The organism is Nostoc sp. DedSLP04 (genome assembly GCF_034530775.1).
Taxonomy (GTDB): domain Bacteria; phylum Cyanobacteriota; class Cyanobacteriia; order Cyanobacteriales; family Nostocaceae; genus Nostoc.
The window spans coordinates 22,833-47,898 of the sequence record NZ_JAVRCL010000007.1 but is presented as its reverse complement, the minus strand read 5'-3'; the positions used below and the strand labels follow the sequence as shown (position 1 = coordinate 47,898).

Sequence of the window (25,066 nt, the reverse complement as noted above, 5' to 3'; positions counted from 1 at the left end):
ATTCAGTATATCGCGATCGCTTTTTGGTGATATCGGGTCAGCCTGCTTAGATACTGAGTGAACTCAGTACTTATATGAGTTATCTATAAGCCAACTCTGACCCATACCATTACTGCTTGATGGTCATTAAAAGCTATAGCCTTATTCACCATAGCTTAAAGTTATTCAAGCGTGCCATTCAAGTATGAGCCAGCGTTGGATAGTCGGAAGTTTATGGTAGTGTAATGAAACAAGGGGGGTTGATGCCTCACATTGATATAAATTATATCTAATCTCAGATTAACTAAATAATCCTTAAAACCGAAAAAGTTTCGGGTTTAAAGTTTGATTTCTATGGAGAATTATCAGTTTCAGGAAGAACAATTGTAATTCCATATTTTGGAGCAGTTGCTAATATTTTTTCAATCACTTCTTGAGTTATAGGTAACGGTGGAACTGATGAATTCTCTACTTTAGTTCCGACTTGTGCAAAAAACTTTTCTATTCCACCTGGAGTAGCCAAAATCAGCATTTTAGCTGGAGCAGAACCAATATTTTTAAAACTATGGAGTTGACCTTTAGGAGAATGTAAGAAGGTTCCGGGAGTTGCTACAACTGTTTGTTCATCAAGATAAAACTCAATCGAACCTTCAAGAATGTAGAATGCTTCATCTTCTCGACTATGAATATGTGGCGGCGGGCCTAGTTGGGGTGCAAGTACTACTTCAAACAGTGCATACTTGCCATCAGTTTGTTCGCTCGTAGCTTTAAAGGTGGTTACATCGCCTGCTACTGAATAACTATCACCATCACCTAGTTGCGATAAGATCCCATGATTAATTGTCATTTTCATCATCTCCTAAGTTTTATGACAAACAGATTGCCCTGCTTGCACAAATAATTAAAATACAGCCTAGCCATGATTCAAAAGCCCAGTAATTAAGCTCCAATGCGCTACCCACTATTGTTTTCCGAAAATTAATTAGGATAATTATTTCATGCTAAAACTGATATTTACCGGAGGCTTCTATCTAAAGAATTAGTTGTTTTCTGCCTATGGGGTTGCCTAACAAGTACGAAAAAATCGCGCGTCGATTTGCTGCAAAATACTTCCCAATGTTGGATACGATTTGCGATAACACTATTCAATTGCATATTGCTTTCTCTTCCCTTTTTTGTATTTGCAGATAATCCATGAAATATTATTGTTAATTATGAATGGAACATGAATAGCGAACGGAGGCGGCAGATCGTGAACGACTGGAATTTACCCTGGGAAGGTGGATGCCGTTGCGGACAGATACGGTTTCAGGTAAGTGCCCCGCCTCTGCTGACGATGGCTTGCCACTGCACGGGTTGTCAGCGAATGACCGCTAGCGCTTTTTCTTTAAGTGTTGCGATTCCAAGCGTTGGGTTCTCAATACTGAAAGGTCAGCCGACCATTGGCGGTTTGCACGGCGCGACCCGCCATTACTTCTGCCCGCACTGCATGAGTTGGATGTTTACTCACCCGGAAGGAATAGATGAGTTCGTCAACCTTCGTGCGACGATGCTGGACGATGCGTCATGGTTCACGCCTTTCATTGAAACTTGGACGAGGGAAAAGCTGCTATGGGCGATGACCTCTGCGGTTCATAGTTTCGAGACCCTGCCCAATTACGAAGACTATGCTTTCCTGATAGAAGAATACGCCAAGCAAGCGTCGAAACCTGCACGATGACGTATGATATCATGTCCGGTGAAAGACTTATCATTAAGAACGCAGGGGAGCAGGGGGCAGGGAGCAGGGGGAAATAGGGTTTTTTGGTTTTTGCACAGATGCAAGAATTATAACTAATTAGGCGAACATGATATCAGTCATCAACTCAAATGGTTGCAGTCAGGTTTGGGGAATTTTAGCCACAAAAGTCAATAAACTTTAACGTTGAACTGAAGCTTGCTTTGGCGGGGTTCCGTTCCAAGAGAAAGTAGGTTCGCCCTCGCAATAGCTCCATCTTGCTTCCCAGGGCATGGGAAAATTAGGAACTAGAAAGCGGATTGAAAATCGTCCCCAGGTGTTGCTCAATTTGCCTGACCCATCTTCTCGTGACGTATCACATTTGACATTGGAGTTACCAACCCAATAGCCATGATAAATTCCACGATTGCTCGTTACTCCAGCTAGCCCTTCAATGAAGATAGTTCCTCCTGGATAAGTCCATATAGCAGTTTTACCGCGATCGCTTTGATAGACCACCCTGCCGTAGCCGCTATTCCACACTTCATCTGCAAACGTAATTTTTGGCACAGCCGCCAAAACAAATACTGTACTGACAATTACTAGTTGCTGAAGCTTCATTGCACTCCTGATTTCTAGTGAGCGTATAACACTACACACAGATGATATCGCTTGTGGTCATAAAACTAACAATATTTAGCTATTGACTTCTTCATCATGTTCAACCACCTCAGATTTATCTTGTAATGGCTTCACTACCCGTGCGATCGCTTCTTGAATAAAAGCTTTAATAAATTCATCTCTGCGATTAATTTGAAACTGTCGCTGTACAACTTCTGTCATTCCACCATCACCCCAATCTTGGTCATGACGAAAATATTCAATGAAACTTTTACCGGCAATTCGCGTTAAATAAGCTGCTGTTACGCCTTGAATTGCTCTACCAATAATAAAGGTGGCAACATTGAGTTGCAAGGCTGTAGATAATAATTGAATTGCTCCTTTGACAATGCCTAAACTAGCGATGGTTTTCGCTAAAGAAAGAGCTAATTCTCGTCCCCGTTCCATATTCAATTCACAGCCATACACTCTACCAATTTCCACAACCATTTGAGCGTTGACTGCGGCTGTGGCTAATAAATCTACAACTGGTATTGGCGTGACTGATACCACACCAGCGCCAATCCATTGAAACCGTTCTACGATTTTGTCAGCTTGACGGCGACGCTGCCCATCGATGAGTTTTCGCGCTTCGTCTCCCAATCGCAGAGATTGCAAAAGAATATTATCTGCTACTAAATCTTCACCTTCAGCACGTAAAACAGCAGCCGTGCGCCGCAGCAAAGGGACAATATCCGGTTCTGGCTGGAAGGTTTCGCCAGTTTCGAGTTGTGCAGGTTGGGGATTAGCAGCGATCGCTACCACATCATTAGTAGCAATAAATCCCCGTACCCGTTGACGCAATCTCGCAAGGATGGATTCTTTATCTTCATCTGTATATAAATCAGTTTTGTTGAGAACTAGAAGCGATCGCTTGCCAATTTCTGCCAACCCCCGCAACGGCTCATATTCTGAGCGTCGTAAGTCATTATCTACCACAAACAACAGTAAATCTGCTTCTGTCGCCAGTTCTCGCGCCATTTGTTCCCGTTCCGTTCCTGCCACTCCTGCTTCTAAAATCCCCGGCGTATCTGTAATTAAAATTTTGCGTTCTAATCCCTTCAACCGCAGACAATAGGTTTCTCCAACCTGAGTTGTACCCATCGGTGCATCTACCTGACCGACCATGCGTCCCATAATCGCATTAACTAGAGAAGTTTTACCAGCACTCCCCGTACCAAATACCACTACTTGAATTTCACCCCGTGCTAAGTTCGCTTCAATCTCTCGCGATCGACTTAATAAAGCTTGGCGTGTGACTTCATCTTGAATTTGCGCTACCTGTTGTCGTACAGCCTGGAGAGTTGTAGAAGCTGCGTCAGATTTAGCAGCCGGAATTTGTGCCGCAGTCGCTCGCTTCGGATTGCGACGCGATCGCTTTTCTCCCGATCTAATCACCAATACATAATAAACAAAAGCGGCAACCAAGGCTCCAATCAGGAGAATCAGCAGCAACAGCAGTAAATTGCCTAGCAACGGCGAATAGGATAATTGCCAATAGAGGCGTGAGAGGGAATCAATTAGCCATAGGGCTAGCCCCAAAATGACGATCAGACCGACAATCAGCGTTACTAGGCGTGACAGAGGCATGGCTGGGAAAAATTAGTGAATATTCAATAGGCAGATGCTTCTAATCTTAATAGTTTCAGCATTTTTTACCAGAGTAGGAGATTTGCAAAGAATAAATTACTCAAAAAAATTACGAGAGCAAGCTTAAATAGGAGCGAAGTTAATTCAGTTATTTACTATCTTCCCAATACACAGTTATATCAAGTCCGCCAAATTACTCATCATAAAAGAACCCCACCCCCAGCCCCTCCCCGCCTGCGGGGAGGGGCTGGGGGTGGGGTTCTTCGGGTTTAATAAGCAATCAAGCGGACATGATATTAAAGCAAGTCCGGGTAATTAGTTATGATTTCCACAGTCATTGCACCCCACTCCCAGCCCCTCCCCGCCTGCGGGGAGGGGAGACAAAGCACAGCTTTGGCGGGGTGGGGTTCTTCGGGTTTAATAAGCAATCAAGCGGACATGATATTAAAGCAACTGTTGCATCATCAGTTGTGCAAATAGCCCTGATTGATTTGCTAGTTCAACAAAACTACCCTGCTGCACTACTTTGCCATTTGCAAGTACGTAAATTCGGTCAGCGTTTTGAATAGTACTGAGGCGATGAGCGATCGCAACCCTAGTTACTTTTAATTGTTGTAAACTTTCACTGACAATTGCCTGGGTTCTGTTATCTAAAGCGCTAGTCGCCTCATCGAATAGCAAAATTCGGGGTTTCAACACCAACGCCCTAGCAATCAACAACCGTTGTCGTTGTCCACCAGAAAGATTACTACCTCCCTCACTGACGATTGTATGCATCTGCATCGGCATTGCTGCAAGATCATCTGCAAAACCTGCCATCTGGGCTGCTGCCCAAGCTTCGTCCATCGTCACCAAGGCACCACTGGCAATATTCTCGAAAATAGAGGCTGACATCAACCGACTATTTTGCAGTACCACACCCAATTGACGGCGTACAGCATGGACATCCAATGAAGTTAAGTCTTGCCCGTCGTAGTAAATCGTGCCAGATTTGGCAAATTCAAACCCCAAAAGTAATCTCAATAAAGTTGATTTGCCGCTGCCAGAAGGCCCAACAATGGCAATAAATTCTCCTGGTTCAGCACGAATATTGACATTATCCAGCGTCAAGGGGCCATCATCGCGATAGCGGAAAGTTACCCGATCTACAACTAATTTGCCCGATAACCTACCCGGATCTGCTTGAGCAGAACTAATTTCCGGTTCAGCTTGCAAAATTGGTTGCGCCCGTTGCCACAAGGGTAAAACTTGCAAAACTTCCACAACTGTGCTGCTTAAGCTAGTGGCTCCGTTAATAAACGTGCCAAAAGCAACATTGAATGCTAAGAAAGTGCCAGTGGATAAACCACCTCCTCCAGGAGTTTGGGATTGCCCAATTAAGCTAGTAGCAAACCAGAAGAGGGCAGCAGTGGTTAACACAGGTAATACTTGATTGATGACGGCGAGGCTATCTTCAATGCCTTGGGTACTCAGCATTAATTTTAGTTGATGCGTATACTGTTTACCCCAGTAAGCAAAGGCGCGGGTTTCAGCTTTGGCGATTCGGAGTTTGGCAACTCCATTAATTAACTGCACCATCACGCCAAAAATTTGTCCTTGTAGCTCTAGTAATGGGCGAACTTTACGGACAATAAGAACACCAGAGATGATAGTGACGGCAATATTTACCAGTGCCACTGCACAAGCTATGAGAGCTAAGGAAACATTGTAGTAAAATAACAATCCCAGATTCAATAAGGAAAACAAACTGGAGAAGATTGTTTTTAAGACTGTGTTACCCAGTCGCTGGCGAATTTGAGTAATAGCCGTGACTCTAGAATCCAAGTCACCAACTGAGTAAGAGCGAAAAAAGGAAACCTTCAAGTTTAACAATCGATCCCAGACTGCGGCTTGGGTGGAGGAATCGGCAAAAGTTTCTAGCCTAATGGTGGCAAACCCAAGGGCTAGTTGAAACAGTGTTCCGCCAAAGGCAGCAGCCACCAAACCAACAGCAATTTGGCTCAACAAGCCTCGATCGGCATCTGGGATTGCTTTGTCGATTAGGATAGCTGTAGCTTGAGGTGTCAGCATTCCTAACAGACTGATGGTAATTCCCATTACTAAAACTATAATTAGTTCTTTGTAATGTCCTTGGAGGGCAAACTGAAGTAAATCAAAAGTTTTCAGTTTTTTATCAGGTAAAGGTCGATAGAATGCGTAGGCAGTCTTAGCTAGGGCTGCTGCTATGTTGGCATCGACAGAGATAGGTGTTTGTTCTCCAGGAACGTAGAGTTTGTAATGTGTATCAGACACTGGTAATAGTGCCACTGGTAGTTTATCGACAAGCGTAAATGCCAACATCGCCCCGCAATCCTTTTGCCACCAGTTCTCCCGCAACTGAATTCGTCGCAAGCGGATACGCGAAGCACGGGCGATCGCTTCTACAGGATCTTGGACTCGATTAGAATCTTCTGAGGCAGCTGGCGGACGAATCTTAATTCCTAATGCTCGTCCTACAGCACCAGCAGCAATTAGTAAGGCTTGATTTGGGTCAGTTGCATCAAGATTACTACTGAATCCTATATTATTTAGTCTGTCTGACTTTGGCTGTGGCAATACAGATGCTAATTCTGCTAACGTCTCTTGCATCACTTGGCTCTCAAGACGTTCCCTGGCTTGAAATCTCAGTAATTCTGCATCCATCTCCTGCCGTTGCAGCAGGTTAATGCAGTGGAGGAAGTAAGTTTGTAGTTGGGACAAACCACTTAACAAGGAATCGATATCTTCTATGTCTGCGGTGTTAACACTTTTCAACTCCATAGTGTTATCTGCTTGCAACCAGATATTTTCAGCCAAAGGCAACATTCCAGAGGCAGAAGTTAACGGCAATTCTGCAAACCCCATCCATCTAGCCCGCCCTTGAAGAATTTGCACCCACGATATTTGATGCGGCTGGAAGATTTGGTCTTCGACTAAAGAGAACTGGCGGATTTTTGGCAGCGATGTTGGTATCGTTGGCGTAGCGATCCCAGCAAGCACCGAACCTAATTGATAAATCCAGCGTTCTATCAGAGTTACTACTTCTCTATTAGCGTCAGCAAACAACTGGTTAAAGTCTGCTTTCGATACTTTGAGAATTTCTGTCTCCTCAAGCGATACTGCTAAAACCTCTTGCTGCTTACCCTTTAAACTTGGTGCGATCGCAAACATCGCCTGTCCGGCTGTGCTACTAAATAAATAGCGACGAGTGCCTTCGGGAATGCCATCATTAACTGCGATCGCAAATAGCGCCAAGTAACCAGATTTTACTAGCCAAATTGTCTCCGGGTCATCTAGCAGTAGCGATTCATTGCATTGAAAACGATAGTGTTGTCCTTTGAGATTTGCAAACGATAAGAGGGATGAGGAAGACAAGGGAGTAATTTCTTCCCCTACTCCTCTGCTCCCCTGCCTCCCCTGCTCCCCTGCTCCCCTGCTCCTCTGCTCCCCCGCCTCTTCTGTTTCTTCACTACGAATCAATTGTAAATACGGCCCTTCAACTTGCTGCAATTGTGCATGGCTTCCCCGTTGGACTATCTTGCCGCGATCGAGGACAATAATTTCATCACAATCTCGGATAGTCGAGAGTCGATGCGCCACGATGATACAAGTGCAACCGCGCAACCGCAGATTACGACTGACGTTCTTTTCTGTTTCGGCATCCAGGGCGCTGGTGGCTTCATCCATAATCAGGATACTGGGATTATTCACCAAAGCACGGGCAATTTCAAGCCGTTGTCGCTGACCACCACTCAAATTAGTAGCACCTTCCAAAAGGTCAGCATGATAGCCTCCTGGCAGTGAAAGGATGACATCGTGAAGCGCTGCGTCTTGACAAGCTCGGACGAGATGACTCTCAGGTATGGTAGTATCCCAAAGCGTCAAGTTGTCTCTGACGCTGCCAGCAAATAACAAAATCTCTTGCTCGACGACAGAAATAGAATTGGCTAGTATCTGGCGAGAAATTTGCTCTCTAGGTTTGCCGTCAAATCGAATTTCTCCCTGCCACGGTTCGTACAGCCCACATAAAAGTTTGGCAACAGTAGACTTACCAGAACCACTCCCACCCACCAAGGCAACTCGCTGCCCTGGCTGGAGCAAAAGATTAAAATTTTCAATCAACGGCGGGGCAATTTGGCTATAGCCAAATGTCACATTGCATAATTCAACATATCCCTGTAATTTAGGCAAGGGGGCAGAGGGGCAGAGGGGCAGAGGGGAAAGATTGCAATTGTCCTCTTTCTCTCCTGCTCCCCTGCTCCCCTGCTCCCCTGCCCCCCGGTCACTGAGCGTAGCCGAAGTGCTGCTCCCCTGTTCCAACTGCCGGTCGATGGGATTACGCAAGACATCATCAAGGCGAGTCAGATTACCTTCCATCTCTTGGAGTTCGCTTCCCAAGCTGATGAGATTACTTACTGGGGCGAAAAACCTTTGCATCATGCCGAGAAAAGCTATTAACATACCGATGCTCAAGGCTCCATCCATGACTCGCAAACCGCCTACAGCTAAAAGCAGCATAGAAGCGATCGCTGACAGAAAAGATGGTAAAACACCTATTGTCTGGTTTGTTTCCTCTAATTCCTGCTGGGTGTTGATGGCTTTGGCATAGTGACCCGCCCAGCGAGAGAAGAAATCTGACTCTAACCCAGATGCTTTTAGCGTCTCCATACTCTGAAGACCAGAAATTTCTACGCCGCGAACTTTTCCCTGTTCTTGGATGAGTTTGATATTGGCATCTGTGCGCCGCCGTCTCACCCACTGTAAGGCGGCAAGGTTGATCGCGACAAAGGCGATCGCAATTAAAGTTAGTACAACATCATATTGCAGCATCACTACTACATATATAAATACTGATACTGTTGCGATCGCTGTAGTCGCTAATTCACCCGAAAGCATATTAGCGATGCTGTCGTTGAGTTCCATACGGCTACTGATTTCCCCAGCATACCGTTGATCGTAAAAACTCATGGGTAGGCGTAAAATGTGCCAGAGATACCGACTCTCCATACCCACGGACAACTTAATTTTCATTTGACGCAAAAACTGCAACTGTAGCAGCGTCAAAAATCCACTGAGTCCGGCTGTAAAGATCATGCCTAAAATTAGCGGACGCAACCACTCATACCGATGCTCAATCAATACATTGTCTACAAATACCTGGGAAAATGCAGGTAGCGCCAGTCCCGGAATTACTAACAAAAATCCTGCCAGCACGCAGTAAAGTAATGCGCCAATGGAGCCTCGCAACCGCGACCACAAAGCTAAGATTGTACTAGGCTTGCGTCCTTTGCGTTGAAACTCTAAACCAGGCTCTAGAACTAGCACCACACCTGTGTAAGCGCCACTGAATTCTTCCAAGGAGACGATGCGCCGTCCAGTAGCAGGGTCATTGAGATAAACTCGCTGTTTGGTGATTCCTTCTACTACTAAAAAATGGTTAAAGTTCCAAAATACAATGTAGGGAAATTTTAACTGCGACAAGCCAGCTAAGTTGGTTTTAAAGCTTTTAGCGTTGAGTCGATAATTTCTGGCAGCCTTCAAGATATTTAAGGCACTAACTCCATCCCGCGAGACACCGCACGCTTGCCTCAGTTCTGTTAGTGGGACAATGCGATTATAATAACCGAGAATAATTCCCAAAGCAGCAGCGCCGCATTCTACTACCTCCATTTGCAGCAGAGTAGGAGTATGACACCGCTTGTTTTTTGGCAAGCGCCCTAATATATTTTGCAGATTTTGCCAGAACATAAAAATATTTTTTAAAACTTGGATTTTGGCTTAATTTAAGCGTTTAAACATAAATTTTTAGCTATTTTTCAACATGACTAAAATTGCTGTATTACACTACTTTTCCCTTCGGAAGTCCTGATTGTATTGATGAAGCCAAATTAATAGACCTCTTGCAAAAATCCTTGAATCACCCCTCCCCAACCCTCCCCTTGTTAAGGGGAGGGAGCAAGACTTCAAGTTTCCCCCCTTTATAAGGGGGGATTAAGGGGGGTCGATTCGACTTATGCAAGAGGTCTAATAAGTAAAAAGGTATATTGCTTTCTCATTTTGCTTAAATGCTTTCTCATTTGGGTAGATTTAGCAAGCAAAAAGGCATATTGCTTTCTCATTTTGCCTAAATGCTTTCTCATTTCAGTAGATTCAGCAAGCAAAAAGGCATATTGCTTTCTCATTTTGCTTAAATGCTTTCTCATTTCAGTAGATCGCGTATTCATTTTAGTGTTTTCCGCAAATAATTAGATACATTGTTTTCTCCGTACGCCAAAAGGCATTCTTATTTAAGTAATTTCCGCACTCTAGTACAGCCTCAAGGTTGATTCGATCGGTAAAATTTTTAATAATTTCTTCCTCATTCCTCTTATCGCCAATATCACGAAATGCCACTCCAGGATCTCAGAATCGGCAGGACAAAGGTAATCGGGGCGCGTTCTTCCACAGTGATTTGTACTGAGGTGGTAGTTCCAGAAGTGACTTTCATCTGTGGCCCTTGGGAAGAAGACCATTTGTAGGCGCTGAAGGTCGAATTGTCTGGTTGCAGTCGTGCAGTAATTAGCATCTGTGGCCCTTGTGACATCAAAGCTTCCACGAATTCAGAATTGCCGACTACACTTAATGCACCTTCTTTAGTCACGGGAAAGGCTGAGACTTCTGTGACTGCACCGATGATGCCACCAAAGCGTTCGCGTTGCACTGTGCTAGGTGTGACTTGTAACTTCATCCCTGGTTGAATTTGCTTACCATTACCAACGGGAAAAAATGCCACACTCACAGGTTGAGCCGATCGCTTTTGTGCAGCGATCGCACCTATGGGTGTACCCTGTAAAACAACCTGTCCGGGACTTGCGGAGATTTCTAAAATTCGTCCAGAGTAACTGCTCTTGACTAAGCTGTTGCTTGATAGTTGCAGTGCTAATTGAACAATATTTCGCTGGACTTCCTGGATTTCTTTTTTGCGGTTGGTTACAGTTTCTAAGTCTTGTTGCGCCGCAGTCGCTTCTTTGCTATCTAGTTGTTTTAATTGCGCTTCCAAATCTTTAATTGAGTTCAAATTCTCTAGGTATTGTCGTTGAGCATCTGCTTCCTTGACATCCAGTTGCTTGAGTTGCGATTCGGCTTCATTAATTTGGGTGACAGCATTTAAGTAGTCTTGCTGCGACTGTAAGACTGTATCGCCAGAAATTGCTCCCTCCTTCAATAGCTGCTGGCGGTTAGTCAATCTCTGTTTGAAGGTAGGTAAGAGATCCCGCAGTGCTTGTAAGCTTTGGGTTTGATTGGCGCGATCGCGTTGAATCGAATTTAGCCCTTTCTCTTTTAAAATCGGGGTGAGTTTCTGTACCGCCTGGAGGTTTTGCTGCAAAGATTGGCGTTGCTGTTTAATCGCTTCTTTGTCTGCCTTTTGCCGCTGTCCTTGCACTAAGTTAGCAGCGCTATCTTCTGTTTGTAGTTGCCCTAATTTAGAGCGTACTAATTGTAGCTGTTTCATCAGTTCGCTTTGGTCTAGCGTCGCCAGCACATCTCCTCTATTTACATAGTCGCCAACCCGGACATTGATTGTTCGCAATTTACCTGCGATCGGTGACTGGAATGAAGTAATTGTACTGGGATAGACTATTATTCCAGTACCCGTCACCGTAATTGGGATTCGACCTAAAAAACTCCAAGTCAGCCCCGCTGCCACCAACGAACCAACAGCAACTAGAGGTAGCCACTTTTTCGGGCTGACTACCTGCATAATTTGATCTAGTTCTTCCGGCGAAGAAGCACGCTCTAAAGCTTCTTTGCGGAATAAGTCACTTTTTTGATTAATCACTATAAATCATCCCAATTTGCATTGCATTCAGAAGGAATTGGGTATTAGGCTGACAATTGAATAAAAAATTACCTTCTATCTTTAGCGGAAGGCGGATATGTTTTGTTTGCTTTGACATACTAATAATTCAGATGCAAAAATCAACCTACCATCTGATGAAAGGTCGAAAGCTGAGAAAATCAAATTTTTTATTTTTAAATTTTGCGATTTTGCGTAGACGAGAGTAACTTCTGTTAGAGTAACGATTTTGTAATTTTTATATGAAAACATTGACGGGTGGGTAAGAAGTAAGGGACAATAATGATTGGTCGCTTACCTTTTGACCTTTCGTTATTATCCGGCTTACACCCGCCAATGTTCGTGTAACGTTGTAAAGGGTTGTGATGCCAATAATAGCCAGACCACTATGTTATAAGATGTCTGTAGCTTATTCGTAAGGGTCGTTTGTAGTCCTTTGTCAGTTGTTCGTAGCAATTGGCAAAGGATTACTGTTTAATAACTGTCCTAACGAAATAATGCATAACTTACATACTTGCTAGCTTAGTGCTGTTTTGATTTGTAATGATGATACAAATCATACATATAGAAATTTTTGGCAATACAAACACTGTTAAAGTGACTTTTGGTTGAGGTGGTAACTCAACATGAGCGTACTATGGAGATAAACTAGTATTTATTAATACTAGGAGTATAGACGGCCTCTGCTATTATCAATCCCTTGATTTGATTTTTGATAAACCTTAGCATCTCCTCCACCAATTGCTATTGCAACACCAATTTGTACATTTGATTGTACGTTTCCACCTTTGGCTTTAACGTCAATTTTAGCCTTGGTATCGATATCTACACCTCCGCGTCCTCCGACAATTTCACTGATTTCTTCATCAGTTAACTCGGTCATGACTGCGAGTGTTTCTTGTTCAAATGTTACAACTGACATCAAAATTCCTTCCTTGTACAAAATGGTTTTGGAATAGTGAAATAGTAACTCAACATGAGCCTACTATGGAGATAACCTAGTACCTATTAGTACTAGAAGTACACACGGTCTCTGCTATTATCAATCACTTGATTTGAATTTTGATAAACCTTAGCATCTCCTCTACCAATTGCTGATGCGTTACCAACTTGATTGGATACTTGTACGTTCTTACCTTTGGCATTAACGCCAACTTTGGTTCTGTTATCGATATCTGTACCGCGTCCACCGCCGACAATTCCACTGATTTCTTCATCAGCTAATTCGGTCATAACTGCGAGTGTTTCTTGTTCAAGTGTTACAACTGACATAGAAATTCCTTCCTTGTACAAAATGGTTTTGGAACAGTGAAATAGTAACTCAACATGAGCCTACTATGGAGATAACCTAGTACCTATTAGTACTAGAAGTACACACGGTCTCTGCTATTATCAATCACTTGATTTGAATTTTGATAAACCTTAGCATCTCCTCTACCAATTGCTGATGCGTTACCAACTTGATTGGATACTTGTACGTTCTTACCTTTGGCATTAACGCCAACTTTGGTTCTGTTATCGATATCTGTACCGCGTCCACCGCCGACAATTCCACTGATTTCTTCATCAGCTAATTCGGTCATAACTGCGAGTGTTTCTTGTTCAAGTGTTACAACTGACATAGAAATTCCTTCCTTGTACAAAATGGTTTTGAAATAGTGAAATCTTGATGTTAGTTAACCAATTAATAAAAATATTTAGATGCTTAAAATAATAAGTATCTAGCAATTTTTACAATCAAACTTATTGTTAAAACACACTAATACAATGTGCTGACGACAATTTGTTATTGGTTTTGTTTTGGAATTTCACTATGTTTAAACAATACAGGTTTTTGAAAATATTTTATATAAAGAAATGATGAAGTTGCTAGAAATGTTTTTAAAGATTATTCTTTTAAGAAATATCAAATATCGGTATTAGTTCAAGTTAAAAAAAGGTAAGATAAGTCAAAGCTGTATCTAAAAATAAAGTTTTTTAAAACAACTATAGGTATTACAAATACTTACTGAATAAGCAACAAATAACATCTTAAATTATTCATAAAAATAATATCCCCAACTTATTTAGAAGTTGGGGATACGTACCTTCAATTGGGTACATAAACCGTGAATTTAATTTGAGTTACTGTGAATGCTAAATGGCTGAAGTCACTGTTGAATCTATTGTTTGTCCAACTCCATTTATCAGTGTGAATCTTCTTCTTGTGCGTGTTCTTTGCTTAATTTTCGTATTCACAATGTCCTGATTGGAGTCTTGAATAACAGCATCAGTACCGTCAGTGGAAATCGCATTGATCTGTGATGAAAAATCCAAAACAATACTAACACCTCCCACTATTCCTTTTAATTCATTATCTATCAGTTCCTCGACAATAACTTTTCGATTACAGATAGATTTGAAACTCACTTGATTGATAGTAGTCATAAATTTCTCCAGAAGTATGCAGACATATTGTGTCTGAGATGTATTTACAAATAGCAGCTTATTTAATAATTTGTCAACAGATTATAAAAAATATCTTACTTTTCCTAACTAACTTACTTTTCTCATTTTTTAATTTTCATTTCTCTAACTTTTTCTAGTTTTATTACTAAGTTTCTAAAATATACAAGCTTAATATTACGATTTTTCATCAAAAAAAATTGTCGTCTAGTCTTTGCCATCCGACAAACGTGAATTATCAATAAAAGCTGTAAAAACATTTGTTTGATGTTTGCCAAACTACTGCTAATGTTGGCAGCATCACACATTTTTAGTACGGCACTGAATCGCTAAAATCTCAACTCAAATTTTTAATTTCAATTCAAACTTTAGATTTCTGGCACAAATAGATTCTTTGTAAACACAGAAGTGACATGAAAAAACTCAGAAGTCAGAATATTCTGACTTCTGGTTGTAATACTAAACACTGAGGAGTGTATAATTGAGGTTATGCTAAATATTGGTTAAGCGAGAACAAAGGTGAATTTGTAGTATTTTTGCCGATCAACAAACTTTTATAAAGACAATAACCTTTGTAGACTAATAGTTTTATAATAGTTGCTTTCCTGCCTTTATTTACCTTTCAAGAATCACCTTGAGTTTATGATATTGGTTCGCTCCAATTCACCTCATATCTAAGAAATGTAATTTCTTGGACTTTACTTTTCCTCGAATTTGGCCGATCGACTACCTTAGAGAGGCCCTGAAAGCTGTCCAAAAAACACATCGATATAGAACTCATATCTGATTTCTGAACAAGATTTCAGAGCCAACCCTGATAAAACGGGCTTTTTAGTCTCAGTATGTTTTCAAAAATCAAATTCCGATTTATAGTCCTATCCTAGTTCTACTCCTACATTTAGTGCTATTAGTCTTAATACATCTAATCCTATTCCTAATGAGAGAAAACCTCCCACTACTTTTTCTAATTCTTCCTCATGAATTTCCTCCAAAATAGCTTCTTGGTTGTTGGGTTGTGTCAATTCATTAACGTTAGTCATAATTTTCTCCAAAAAAAAGTGCGTAGGCATTTGTGCCTTGGATGTACTTATAAATATCAACTTTTATAAAAGCTTGTCAACGGTTTTTATAAAAGATCCTACTTTTCCTACTTTTCCTATTTTTCCTACTTTTCTTACTTTTAAAACCCACTTTTCTTACTTTTCTTCCTAGCATTTTTAAGATGTCCAACACCTGATAAAACGTATAGTTTCATACCAAAGTAAGATGTTTTATATAAAATTTTGCCTGTTTAGTCGATCTGCTTTGAGTTTTTATGTAAAACGGTAGATTTACAAACAACAGTTTGTACAATTTACTTACAGCAAGCATATAAAAATAAATATAGCTTATATCAAAAGACTGATTTTTTAGTTTTCAACTAGTAATTTAGTATTGTTTGGCAGAGGATGCAGGGAAGGAATTTTGTCAGGTGCTAAATCATCCCGCTTTCTCTGCAATGCCAAAAATTGCAACAATGTCAGAATCGGTCTAGATCAATTCAGGCAATATTTGAATATGCAGACTATTACCAAAAAGTCAATAAATAAATCTTGGGCTGGTGCGCTCGCAGAACCAGCAAAAGAATTTCCCCTTACTCAACTGTCAATTATTTCTGGTAAAATTCCAGATGGCTTGCGTGGCACTCTTTACCGCAATGGCCCCGCACGGCTAGAACGCGGTGGTAATCGCGTTGGACACTGGTTTGATGGAGATGGGGCAATTCTCGGCATCCATTTCACAGATGCAGGAGCTAGCGGAGTCTATCGCTATGTGCAAACAGCAGAATATCAAGCTGAAACTCAAGCAGATAGGTTTCTTTATGGTGTCTATGGGATGCATCCGCCAGGCCCCATCTGGAAGCGCTGGGGGCAACAAATCAAGAATGCAGCAAATACCTCAGTGTTGGCTTTACCTGATAAATTGTTGGCTTTATGGGAAGCAACCAATCCTTATGCCCTTGATTTGCAAACTTTAGAAACGAAGGGATTGGATGATTTAGGTGCTTTGGATAACGGATTACCTTATTCTGCTCATTACAAGCGCGATTTCCAAACAGGCGAGATTTTTAACTTTGGAATCAGTATCGGCAGTTCCGTACAACTGAATCTCTACAAAAGCGATGCTACTGGCAAAATTATCCAAAAAACTGCTTTTAAGCTAGATCGCTACTCGATAATGCATGATTTTGTTTTAACTCAAAGGTATCTGGTGTTTTTTATGCCACCGATGCGGATGAAAATGCTGTCACTTTTGCTAGGTGTGACTACCTTTAGTGAATCTCTGTTGTGGGAACCTCAATTAGGAACCCAGGTGTTAATCTTCGATCGCGAAAACTTATCTTTAGTTAGTCGTGGCGAAACCGATCCTTGGTTCAATTGGCATTTTGGCAATGGTTGTGAAGATAAAGACGGTTCCGTGGTTTTGGACATGGTGCGATATGCAGATTTTCACCAAACTAATGAATATCTCAGAGAATTTGCAAGTGGTGAGACGCACACAGTTACTAGAGGAACATTGTGGCAAGTTCGCCTCAATCCCCAAACTGGTAAAGTTATAGAAATGCAGGAAGTTGTCAACCGCAAGTGTGAATTTCCTGTAGTGCAGCAATCGCAAGTTGGGCAACCTTGGCGCTATACTTACATATCATTAATGCCCCAAAGAGGGGATATAGACAAAGAATGGTTTGGTGCGATCGCCCGCTTCGACTACAAAACTGAAACCCTCACCGAAGCAGACTTAGGAGAAAACCGCTATCCTTCAGAACCCATCTATGCCCAAGATGTCCAAAACTCCGAGCAAGGCTGGGTGCTAACTGTTGTATACGATGCTAATACTCATAGTAGTGAAGTTTGGGTATTTGATAGCGATCGCCTGGATGCAGAACCAGTTTGCAAACTAGGATTACCTAACGTCATTCCCCACAGCTTCCACGGCACTTGGAACCCAGCTTAACAATTTGGGGAATGAAGCAGGGGAGTAGGGGAGTTATGAGTTATGAGTTATGAGTTATGAGTTATGAGTTATGAGTTGGAGCAGGGGGACAAGGAGGAATTATTGAACAAGTCTCTCCCAAGTCTTCCCCCTCTGACTTGTCTACCTTTGTCTCTTCTTCATACCCAATTCCCAATCCCCAATCCCCAATCCCCAATCCCCAATTCACCTAATCTTTGATAATTGCTAAGTGTAAAAACGTAGTATCCTACATATTGGTATCTAAAAATAAGTCCAAAATCATGAGGAGAAACCGGATAGCATTACTACTTAGCGGAGTGATTGTCAGCTTTGGACTGTCATCATTGTTAGCTCAAGCACAACAAAAGGTTTCTGATGCCCAAGTCGCGGCAATGGTAGAGGCGCTGCGACTAGCTGCACCGCAGACCGGCACCGCAAATGATGGACTTTATAGTGAATGGCAAGTTAAAGCAGAAACCTTAAAAGGCTGGTCGAAATATTGTCTTAAACAAGAACTAACACCAATGCAGTTTGAAAACAGTCCTGCCAAGGCACGTCAAGTTGTATCTTGCATCACGCGCCGTGAGTTAAACAAGCAATTTCTCGCCACTAATAATAATGAAATTGCTGCTGTGCGTGGCGTCGGTTGTTGGTGGATGACTGGCAACTATACAGGCTGCAACAGCGGATTTACTGCTACATATCTTCAAAAAGTTGTAGGTTTTTACCAGCAGCGTTCAAAACCAACAACTACTCCATAGACATCACCAAATTAATCGTCGCGATTTGGTATAAAAATATGAGTGAAAAAGAATGTAGAGACCTACCAGTGGTACGTCTCTACAAGGGTTATGGATAATGCAATATTTAATTTCACCAAATATCTAATGATTAAGCGATCGCAATTAAGTAAACGTGAGTTCGACAAGCCTTTTTTTACCTTTCCAAAACCCTAATTTCTCGTTGCTCCTCCCTTTCCCCGTGGGAGAGAGAGGTTGTCCGGGAGAGGTTCATCGAACTTACGTTAAGTAAAATCAACCTCTATGCGTCTATGTTGACTTTAATACAAAGTTTTAGTCTTAACCTATCCGTATTGAGTTATATCTAAACAAGGGATTGTTTGAACTTTGCCAATGCTGTTAGAATGCCTCAATGTCAAAAAAGCAACATTTATTAAACAAAAAACTCGGTTGGTCTTTGGATGAGCGAGATCCAAAGTTCATAGAATCTCTGATGCCCCTAGTTGGCTTTTTCTATCGGTACTATTTCCAAGTTCAAACTAGTGGCTGGGAGAATATTCCACCCCAGCAAAAAGTTTTGTTTGTTGGCTCGCACAATGGTGGACTCGCAGCCCCAGATATGGTGATGATGATGTACGACTGGTTCCGAAGATTTGGTGTAGAAAAACCAGTTTATGGTTTGATGCATCCCAAAGTTTGGCAGGTTAGCCCACCACTAGCGCAATTAGTCGCCAAGGCTGGAGCAATCATTGCTCATCCAAAAATGGCTTACGCTGCCTTACGCTCTGGAGCGAGTCTGCTAGTTTATCCCGGTGGAGCCGAAGATATCTTCCGACCGAATTATTTACGTAATAAAATCTACTTAGCTGGGCGACAAGGATTTATCAAGTTAGCGTTACGGGAAAATGTGCCGATTGTGCCTGTGATTTCTTGGGGCGCTCACGATACACTTATTGTTATCGCTGACTGCTACAAAGTTGCGCGGCAACTCCACGAATGGGGAATGCCTTGGCTATTAGGTATCGACCCAGAAGTTTTTCCAATCTATCTCGGACTGCCTTGGGGATTAGCAATTGGCCCGTTGCCCAATATCCCATTACCAGTGCCCATGTATACGCGGGTTTGTCCGCCAATTGTATTTGAACGCTACGGTCGTGAAGCAGCTAGCGATCGCCATTATGTCAATGAATGTTATGAATTAGTTGTTAGTCAAATGCAACAAGAGTTAAATAACTTAATAAAGCTAACTGCTCAGACCAATTCTCTTTAAATAGTTATGAGTTAAAAGTTTTGAATCTTTAATCGATCGCTCCTAACTCTTGTACAGACAAGGGTTAATCGCGTCTCTACTCCTAACCGCCGCTGACTGGTGGAATCAACACAACCTCATCTCCATCTTGTAGTAAGGTATCTGGTTCGACAAATATCAAATTAATCCCAAAACGGGTTATATCGCGCCATTGGGAGAGTTCAGGGCGTTCAGCTATGAGGCGATCGCATACTGCTTTGACTGGCATACTATTAGGAAATTCCAGCACTAATTCCGAAACCCTAAAGGCTTCTTGATAAGCAGCGAACAATTTGACGGTAACGGTGATTACAGATTTAGACATAGAACATATTTTCCTACACCCTAAACCTGCAACCTTGCCCTGACGAGCTTTCAGCTTTTCTTAGTGCCATTCTATTCAGCATTGAGGATTTTTGGTACTTTGAAAAATTCGCCTTCCTGTTCGGGCGCACTGTTGAGAATACTTTCCCGATCAGGATAGGGTTGCAATTCATCCTCTCGTGTGATGTTGCTGACATCAATTGCGCGTGTTGTTGGCAGTACATTACTGACATCAAGTTCATTCAATTGTTCGATATAGTCCAGAATACTTCCCAACTGAGTAGTGAATTGTTCCTCTTCTTCTGGAGTCAATTCTAAACGAGCAAGATTGGCTACTTTGTGAACTTGTTCTTGGTCAATCATAAATTGTCATTTGTCATTGGTCATTTGTCATTTGTCATTGGTCATTAGTCCTTAGCAAATGACAAAGAACTAATGACTAATGACTAAAAGAATACGTCAATTTGCGATCGCCCGGTGGTTTTTAGCCAGTTTTGAGCTTCGATGTAGTTATTGGGAGCCATGCGAATAGCACGAATCCAATAGTCTGCTGCTTGGTCAAAAAGTGCTTCGCCAGCCTCGTTATCTCCAGCTTCTTTTTCTTTTTCGCCTTGGTAGTGATAAATCACAGCGATGTTATTCAAGGCTTGGGGCATACGTGGGTTCAACTCAATTGCCTTGTGATATAGTTCTAAAGCCTTGTTGTGGTCGCCATTGCTGGCATAAATTAGCCCCATATTGTAGAGTATATAGCCGCGATCGTTGGTATCTTCCTCTAGTGTTAGAGCTTCTTCATAGTATTCCAATGCCTCAGCATATTCCCCTTCCGCTTGGGCTGACATCCCATCTCGATAATAAACAAACGCTTCTTTAGCTTTTTTGTTAGTTGGCAGAATCTTCAGAATGATATCCGCCATCACAGTAAAGGATTTGTCAATAAAATTATCGTTTTTTTGTGTTCTTGGCATATTTCTCTCTGGGTATTGGGCATGGGGCATTAGGCATGGGGCATTGGGAAAACGCTTTTTTATCCCCTTGTCTGCTTGTCTCCCCAATTCCATAGTTCACTCAATAGTTAATTTAACTGATTTGCGGGGGCGTTCTTCTCACTGAGGGGTACGATACATTCTGAACTATTATGTCGAGAGTTGTTTACCAAGGTGCTAACTGGATATGCAATCATTGCTGGCGCTGGATAAGGACGCAGTAGCTGCTGTAGGGTTTGGGCCGTTTGCACTTGGGAATCTAGCCATAAATCGTAATCTTGTGGCTCCAGAATTACTGGCATCCGCTCGTGGATGGGTTGGAGTAATTCGTTAGCTGCCGTTGTCAAAATTGTACAAGAGATTATTTCTTCATTATCAGGCGATCGCCATTTCTCCCACAAACCTGCAAAACCGAAGGGTTGCCCATCTTGGAGACGAAAATAAAATGGCTGCTTTTTACCTTGTTGGCGTTGCCACTCATAAAAGCCATCAGCTAGCACTAAACAGCGTCTGTGCTTAAAAGCCGAACGAAAAGCAGGTTTTTCGGCAACAGTTTCTGCCCTAGCATTAATTAGCTTTGCTCCCATTCCTGCATCTTTCGCCCATGACGGAATTAATCCCCAATGCAACTGCTTAAATTCTCGCTTTTTGTTTTCGGCATTTTGTAACACTGTCGCCACCATTTGCGTAGGCGCAATGTTATATTCTGCTGCCAAATCTGGAACTGATTCGACATGGAAAACTTCAGATAATCCTGCTGCCGAATAGTTTAGAGTAAATCTTCCACACATAGTTTTCTTTTCGACCATTAACTAAATTAAACATCTCAAACTAGAAATAAATAACATTTTTTTATTTTCTTGAATAATTTCCTGTAGTACGTTCAGAACCTAAATACAAAAAAAATATCCGGTTTTGGGAAAATCTTTTGGTAAAATATTGTATTTTGAACCTTTACTTCTCAACATATTCCTAACTGTATTTTAACATGGAACTACTGCATCTGTACGATTTTTTACCTTCTGGTCATGGTTATAAGATACGTCTTTTATTGACACAACTAGGTATGCCTTTTGAGAGGATAGAGCTTAACATCTTGAAAGGAGAGACTCGAACACCAGAATTTTTAAGTAAAAATCCTAACGGTAAGATACCTGTTCTGGAAATCGAGCCAGGGAAATATTTGGCAGAATCAAATGCTATATTGGTTTATCTAAGTGAAGGTACAGAGTTTTTACCTTATGACCGTTTTTTACGAGCGCAGGTGCTGCAATGGTTATGTTTTGAACAATATAGCCATGAGCCTTTTATTGCTACATCAAGATTTTGGATTTCTATTTTAGGTAAAACTGAAGAATACAGTGAAGCTATCAAACAAAAACGCGAACCAGGCTATGCAGCACTTAACTTGATGGATAAACACTTAACTTCTCAAGATTTTTTTGTCGGAGAACGTTATACGATAGCTGATATTGCCTTGTTCGCCTATACTCATGTAGCTGATGAAGGTGGGTTTGATTTAACACAATATCCTGCTATCCAAGCTTGGATAGGAAGAGTCAAAACTCAACCAAGGTATATCAGTATTACAAAGGCATAAAAATTAGATGAGAGCAAGTTACTATCTCTCGTTTCTTGTCTTTAGTAGAGAATGTCCTGGGTGGAATGTAGATCGCATTCAGAAAGCAGCAAAGTCTTCACAAAAGATATTATTAAGCAACAGTTAGGTATTCGGATCGATTTCCATCAGCTTTTGCCGAGAGGAGAAACCTGACTTAATTCTGATATGAGACTTGGGTACATCAAATTTATCTGCTAGTAGTTTAATTAACTCTTCGTTAGCCTTACCATCAACTGGGGGCGATTTTAAATAAACAGTCAGACTACCATCAGGTTGTTCTTCAATTTTTTGCTGTTTTGAATTAGGTTTAACCTTGACTTTTTTTTGCATAACTTATTTTGTGTAATTGTCGCAGCCATAACCAGCCCAAAACAGAACCCAATACATAATGAGGAAAATCCCACCAAACAAAAGTCGTACCAAGTAACAATTTACCTATCAAGGTGGCGCGCATTTGCTCTAATAGTGGCGGATGCCAAAGTTGCAAGAATTCTAGTATACAGGTGATGACAAAAACCCATATAGGAATTTGGATTACTGCCGCCCAACTTCTGAAAAACCAAAATGCGAACAGACACCAAAATATTTCGTAAAATACAGCTGCTCCGTAGTCATTAAACCAGTGATGAGCAGGGCCGTTATAATACTTAAACAAAAATCCCATCGGTACAACGATGAGTACAGAAATAATAATAAATATTGTTTGCTTACGGTATCGGAGCATTTCTATAGACTAGAGACTATCCAAAATTTTAGCAACGGAACGACTAGAAGTCTCCTCTGGGTACTAGGGAAGAAAATATAAGAAGCTACAAAGCTCCCACAGCCAGTAGTTGGATATTTTTTATTGAGAAGTTTCTAACTAAATAGTTAATGTTTTTTAACATGAAATTACGCAAATTACAAGTAAGCTACATGGAACTGATAAATAGTTCTTTCATTGATGCTGAACTTACATATTTAGTGAGAAATTTAGGAGAGATAATATGGTTTTCGGTACTACAAATCCTGATACGATAAATGGGAGTTCGGGAAATGACACCATAGTTGGTTGGGCTAGTGGTGGTAACGCCAATACTGCCTCCGGTAACGATATCTTGAATGGCTTGGCTGGTAACGATTCCCTCGCAGGTGGCACGGCGAACGACAGTCTTAGCGGCGGAGATGGCAATGACACACTTGATGGGGGTACAGGAAACGATACTCTAAAAGGTGGTGCAGGCAGTGATACCTTCAAAGGCAGTCGGGGTAACGACAACATTGATGGCGGAGATGGCATTGATACCGCAGACTATAGTCAACTAGGTCAAACCATTACCTTATCAGGTGTTGGAACCATTGAAAAAGGTGGGGGATTGGAAAAAGACCTACTCTTTAAAGTAGAAAGAGTTATTGCTAATCCTAATGTTGCCAACAACACTATAGATGCATCCGAATCTTTGGCTGGGGTATCTATCGCCGTTAACCTACAAACCCAAAGTTTAGCCGCCAATAACGTTCCTGGTTTAGGAAGATTGTCATTTACCGCAGTTAACTTTGATAATGTCATCGGCACAAATGCAAATGATACCATTACTGGCGACAACCAAAATAACCAATTATCCGGTAATAATGGCAATGATACACTTGATGGGGGCACAGGAAACGACACTCTAAAAGGTGATGCAGGCAGTGATACCTTCAAAGCCAGTCAAGGTAACGACAACATTGATGGCGGAGATGGCATTGATACCGCAGACTACAGTCAACTAGGTCAAACCATTACCTTGTCAGGTGTCGGAACCATTCAAAAAGCTGGAGGATTGGGACAAGACCTACTCTTTAAAGTAGAAAGGGTTATTGCTAATGCTAATGTTGCCAACAACACCATCGATGCATCCCAATCTTTAGCTGGAGTATCTATCGCCGTTAACCTGCAAAGCCGAAGTTTGACTGCTAATAACGTTCCTGGTTTGGGAACATTGTCATTTACCGCAGTTAACTTTGATAATGTCATCGGCACAAATGCAAATGACAACATTGTTGGCGATAACCAAAATAATCAATTATCCGGTAATAATGGCGATGACACACTAAATGGTGGTATAGGAAATGATACTTTAAAAGGTGGTGCAGGTGACGATAGTTACTTTTTTGACACTACTCTTGATATCATTACAGAGGCTGCGAATTCAGGCATAGATACCGTCCGGTCTTCTGTAAGCTACACATTAGGAGCCAATCTGGAGAATCTGAGGCTGAGAGAAGGTGGCAACCTTACCGGGATAGGTAACAGTCTTAACAATTTTCTTTTTGGTAATACTTCTAATAACACTCTAAATGCAAGAGTAGGCGATGATACGCTAGACGGTAGTAATGGCGACGATATTCTCAATGGTGAGGACGGCAATGATAGCCTACAAGGCGGGCCGGGCAATGATATCCTCAATGGGGGATCTGGAAATGATATCCTCATCGGTACTTTTCCTGGTAGTCCGCTTCCACCTGGATTAGGGGAAATTGATAACTTGACTGGCGGGGCCGGGGCAGATAGATTTATCCTGGGGGACGCTGAAAATGTTTTCTACGACGATAACAATACTACGAATCCTGGTTTTGGAGACTTGGCTTTTATTACTGACTTCAACTCTAGCCAAGACCGAATTGAACTCAACGGATTTTCACAAGATTACCGCTTGCAAGTTGTTGGAAGTAACACACGAATATTCTTAGACAAACTGGGAGCAGAGCAAGATGAAATCATCGGTATTGTGCAGGGGGTAGTGGGTCTCACACTTGATAGTGACAACTTCACTTTTCTATGAGCGGGAAAATACTGGATAAAGTACAAACAATACATTCGCCAGTCCTGAAGGGTTAGGTTGCTT

23 protein-coding genes and 1 pseudogene are annotated in these 25,066 nt (G+C 41.7%); 6 read left to right on the top strand and 18 right to left on the bottom strand.

What is annotated here, in order from left to right; all coding sequences use genetic code 11:
- Positions 1-331 precede the first annotated feature (331 nt).
- Entirely contained in the window at positions 332-826 is a 495-nt protein-coding gene (locus RMX89_RS06115) for a quercetin 2,3-dioxygenase (protein ID WP_322688285.1), read from the bottom strand.
- Positions 827-1,204: 378 nt separating this feature from the next.
- Between RMX89_RS06115 and RMX89_RS06110 the strand changes: the two genes are divergently transcribed.
- The gene (locus RMX89_RS06110; protein WP_322688284.1) at positions 1,205-1,699 is read left to right on the top strand and encodes a GFA family protein; all 495 of its coding nucleotides are present in this window, start codon (positions 1,205-1,207) and stop codon (positions 1,697-1,699) included.
- 198 nt (positions 1,700-1,897) lie between these two features.
- Here RMX89_RS06110 and RMX89_RS06105 read toward each other — a convergent pair whose 3' ends face one another.
- From RMX89_RS06105 to RMX89_RS06055, 11 genes and pseudogenes are all read right to left on the bottom strand, one after another.
- Positions 1,898-2,317, bottom strand: a complete 420-nt coding sequence (locus tag RMX89_RS06105; protein ID WP_322688283.1) for a hypothetical protein — start codon at positions 2,315-2,317, stop codon at positions 1,898-1,900.
- 75 nt (positions 2,318-2,392) lie between these two features.
- Entirely contained in the window at positions 2,393-3,946 is a 1,554-nt protein-coding gene (locus tag RMX89_RS06100) for a GTP-binding protein (RefSeq protein WP_322688282.1), read from the bottom strand.
- A gap of 444 nt (positions 3,947-4,390) precedes the next feature.
- On the bottom strand, positions 4,391-7,339 hold the full coding sequence (locus RMX89_RS06095) for an NHLP bacteriocin export ABC transporter permease/ATPase subunit (RefSeq protein ID WP_322688372.1): 2,949 nt from the start codon (positions 7,337-7,339) through the stop codon (positions 4,391-4,393).
- Between the two features lie 90 nt (positions 7,340-7,429).
- Positions 7,430-9,712: pseudogene (locus tag RMX89_RS06090) on the bottom strand (NHLP family bacteriocin export ABC transporter peptidase/permease/ATPase subunit); the annotation flags it as partial.
- A gap of 263 nt (positions 9,713-9,975) precedes the next feature.
- Positions 9,976-10,188, bottom strand: a complete 213-nt coding sequence (locus RMX89_RS06085) for a hypothetical protein (RefSeq protein ID WP_322688281.1) — start codon at positions 10,186-10,188, stop codon at positions 9,976-9,978.
- Between the two features lie 155 nt (positions 10,189-10,343).
- Positions 10,344-11,783 (bottom strand): NHLP bacteriocin system secretion protein, encoded by a 1,440-nt coding sequence (locus RMX89_RS06080; RefSeq protein ID WP_322688280.1) that lies wholly within the window; start codon positions 11,781-11,783, stop codon positions 10,344-10,346.
- 682 nt (positions 11,784-12,465) lie between these two features.
- Positions 12,466-12,723, bottom strand: a complete 258-nt coding sequence (locus tag RMX89_RS06075; protein WP_322688279.1) for a hypothetical protein — start codon at positions 12,721-12,723, stop codon at positions 12,466-12,468.
- 92 nt (positions 12,724-12,815) lie between these two features.
- Positions 12,816-13,073 carry a hypothetical protein gene (locus tag RMX89_RS06070; RefSeq protein WP_322688278.1) on the bottom strand — a complete coding sequence of 86 codons (258 nt, stop codon included), beginning with the start codon at positions 13,071-13,073 and terminating at the stop codon, positions 12,816-12,818.
- Between the two features lie 92 nt (positions 13,074-13,165).
- Entirely contained in the window at positions 13,166-13,423 is a 258-nt protein-coding gene (locus tag RMX89_RS06065; protein WP_322688278.1) for a hypothetical protein, read from the bottom strand.
- Positions 13,424-13,937: 514 nt separating this feature from the next.
- Entirely contained in the window at positions 13,938-14,228 is a 291-nt protein-coding gene (locus RMX89_RS06060; RefSeq protein ID WP_322688277.1) for a hypothetical protein, read from the bottom strand.
- A gap of 893 nt (positions 14,229-15,121) precedes the next feature.
- A complete protein-coding gene (locus RMX89_RS06055; RefSeq protein WP_322688276.1) occupies positions 15,122-15,286 on the bottom strand; it encodes a hypothetical protein in 165 nt (54 codons plus the stop codon).
- A gap of 517 nt (positions 15,287-15,803) precedes the next feature.
- Here RMX89_RS06055 and RMX89_RS06050 point away from each other — a divergent pair.
- From RMX89_RS06050 to RMX89_RS06040, 3 genes are all read left to right on the top strand, one after another.
- A complete protein-coding gene (locus RMX89_RS06050; RefSeq protein WP_322688275.1) occupies positions 15,804-17,240 on the top strand; it encodes a carotenoid oxygenase family protein in 1,437 nt (478 codons plus the stop codon).
- Between the two features lie 281 nt (positions 17,241-17,521).
- Positions 17,522-18,001 carry a hypothetical protein gene (locus tag RMX89_RS06045; RefSeq protein ID WP_322688274.1) on the top strand — a complete coding sequence of 160 codons (480 nt, stop codon included), beginning with the start codon at positions 17,522-17,524 and terminating at the stop codon, positions 17,999-18,001.
- 391 nt (positions 18,002-18,392) lie between these two features.
- Entirely contained in the window at positions 18,393-19,250 is an 858-nt protein-coding gene (locus tag RMX89_RS06040; RefSeq protein WP_322684531.1) for a lysophospholipid acyltransferase family protein, read from the top strand.
- 82 nt (positions 19,251-19,332) lie between these two features.
- Here RMX89_RS06040 and RMX89_RS06035 read toward each other — a convergent pair whose 3' ends face one another.
- The 4 genes from RMX89_RS06035 to RMX89_RS06020 all read right to left on the bottom strand — a co-directional run bounded on the left by RMX89_RS06035 (position 19,333) and on the right by RMX89_RS06020 (position 21,369).
- On the bottom strand, positions 19,333-19,593 hold the full coding sequence (locus RMX89_RS06035; RefSeq protein ID WP_322670477.1) for a MoaD/ThiS family protein: 261 nt from the start codon (positions 19,591-19,593) through the stop codon (positions 19,333-19,335).
- A gap of 71 nt (positions 19,594-19,664) precedes the next feature.
- Positions 19,665-19,955 (bottom strand): Asp-tRNA(Asn)/Glu-tRNA(Gln) amidotransferase subunit GatC, encoded by a 291-nt coding sequence (gatC, locus tag RMX89_RS06030; protein ID WP_292856937.1) that lies wholly within the window; start codon positions 19,953-19,955, stop codon positions 19,665-19,667.
- An 83-nt stretch (positions 19,956-20,038) separates the two neighbouring features.
- Positions 20,039-20,560 (bottom strand): photosystem I assembly protein Ycf3, encoded by a 522-nt coding sequence (locus RMX89_RS06025; protein ID WP_322670476.1) that lies wholly within the window; start codon positions 20,558-20,560, stop codon positions 20,039-20,041.
- A 107-nt stretch (positions 20,561-20,667) separates the two neighbouring features.
- Positions 20,668-21,369, bottom strand: coding sequence for an SOS response-associated peptidase (locus RMX89_RS06020; RefSeq protein WP_322688273.1), 702 nt, complete (start codon positions 21,367-21,369; stop codon positions 20,668-20,670).
- A gap of 197 nt (positions 21,370-21,566) precedes the next feature.
- On the opposite strand from RMX89_RS06020, the gene RMX89_RS06015 reads away from it, so the two are divergent.
- Positions 21,567-22,178, top strand: coding sequence for a glutathione S-transferase family protein (locus RMX89_RS06015; RefSeq protein WP_322670474.1), 612 nt, complete (start codon positions 21,567-21,569; stop codon positions 22,176-22,178).
- A gap of 123 nt (positions 22,179-22,301) precedes the next feature.
- On the opposite strand, the gene RMX89_RS06010 is transcribed toward RMX89_RS06015, so the two are convergent.
- Together RMX89_RS06010 and RMX89_RS06005 are read right to left on the bottom strand one after the other, a co-directional pair.
- Complete coding sequence (locus RMX89_RS06010; RefSeq protein WP_322670473.1) at positions 22,302-22,529, bottom strand: DUF167 domain-containing protein; 228 nt, start codon at positions 22,527-22,529, stop codon at positions 22,302-22,304.
- On the bottom strand, positions 22,507-22,923 hold the full coding sequence (locus tag RMX89_RS06005) for a DUF2809 domain-containing protein (protein WP_322670472.1): 417 nt from the start codon (positions 22,921-22,923) through the stop codon (positions 22,507-22,509). The genes RMX89_RS06010 and RMX89_RS06005 overlap by 23 nt, the downstream gene beginning before the upstream one ends.
- Positions 22,924-23,185: 262 nt before the next feature.
- On the opposite strand from RMX89_RS06005, the gene RMX89_RS06000 reads away from it, so the two are divergent.
- Positions 23,186-25,003, top strand: coding sequence for a calcium-binding protein (locus tag RMX89_RS06000; protein ID WP_322688272.1), 1,818 nt, complete (start codon positions 23,186-23,188; stop codon positions 25,001-25,003).
- Positions 25,004-25,066 lie beyond the last annotated feature (63 nt).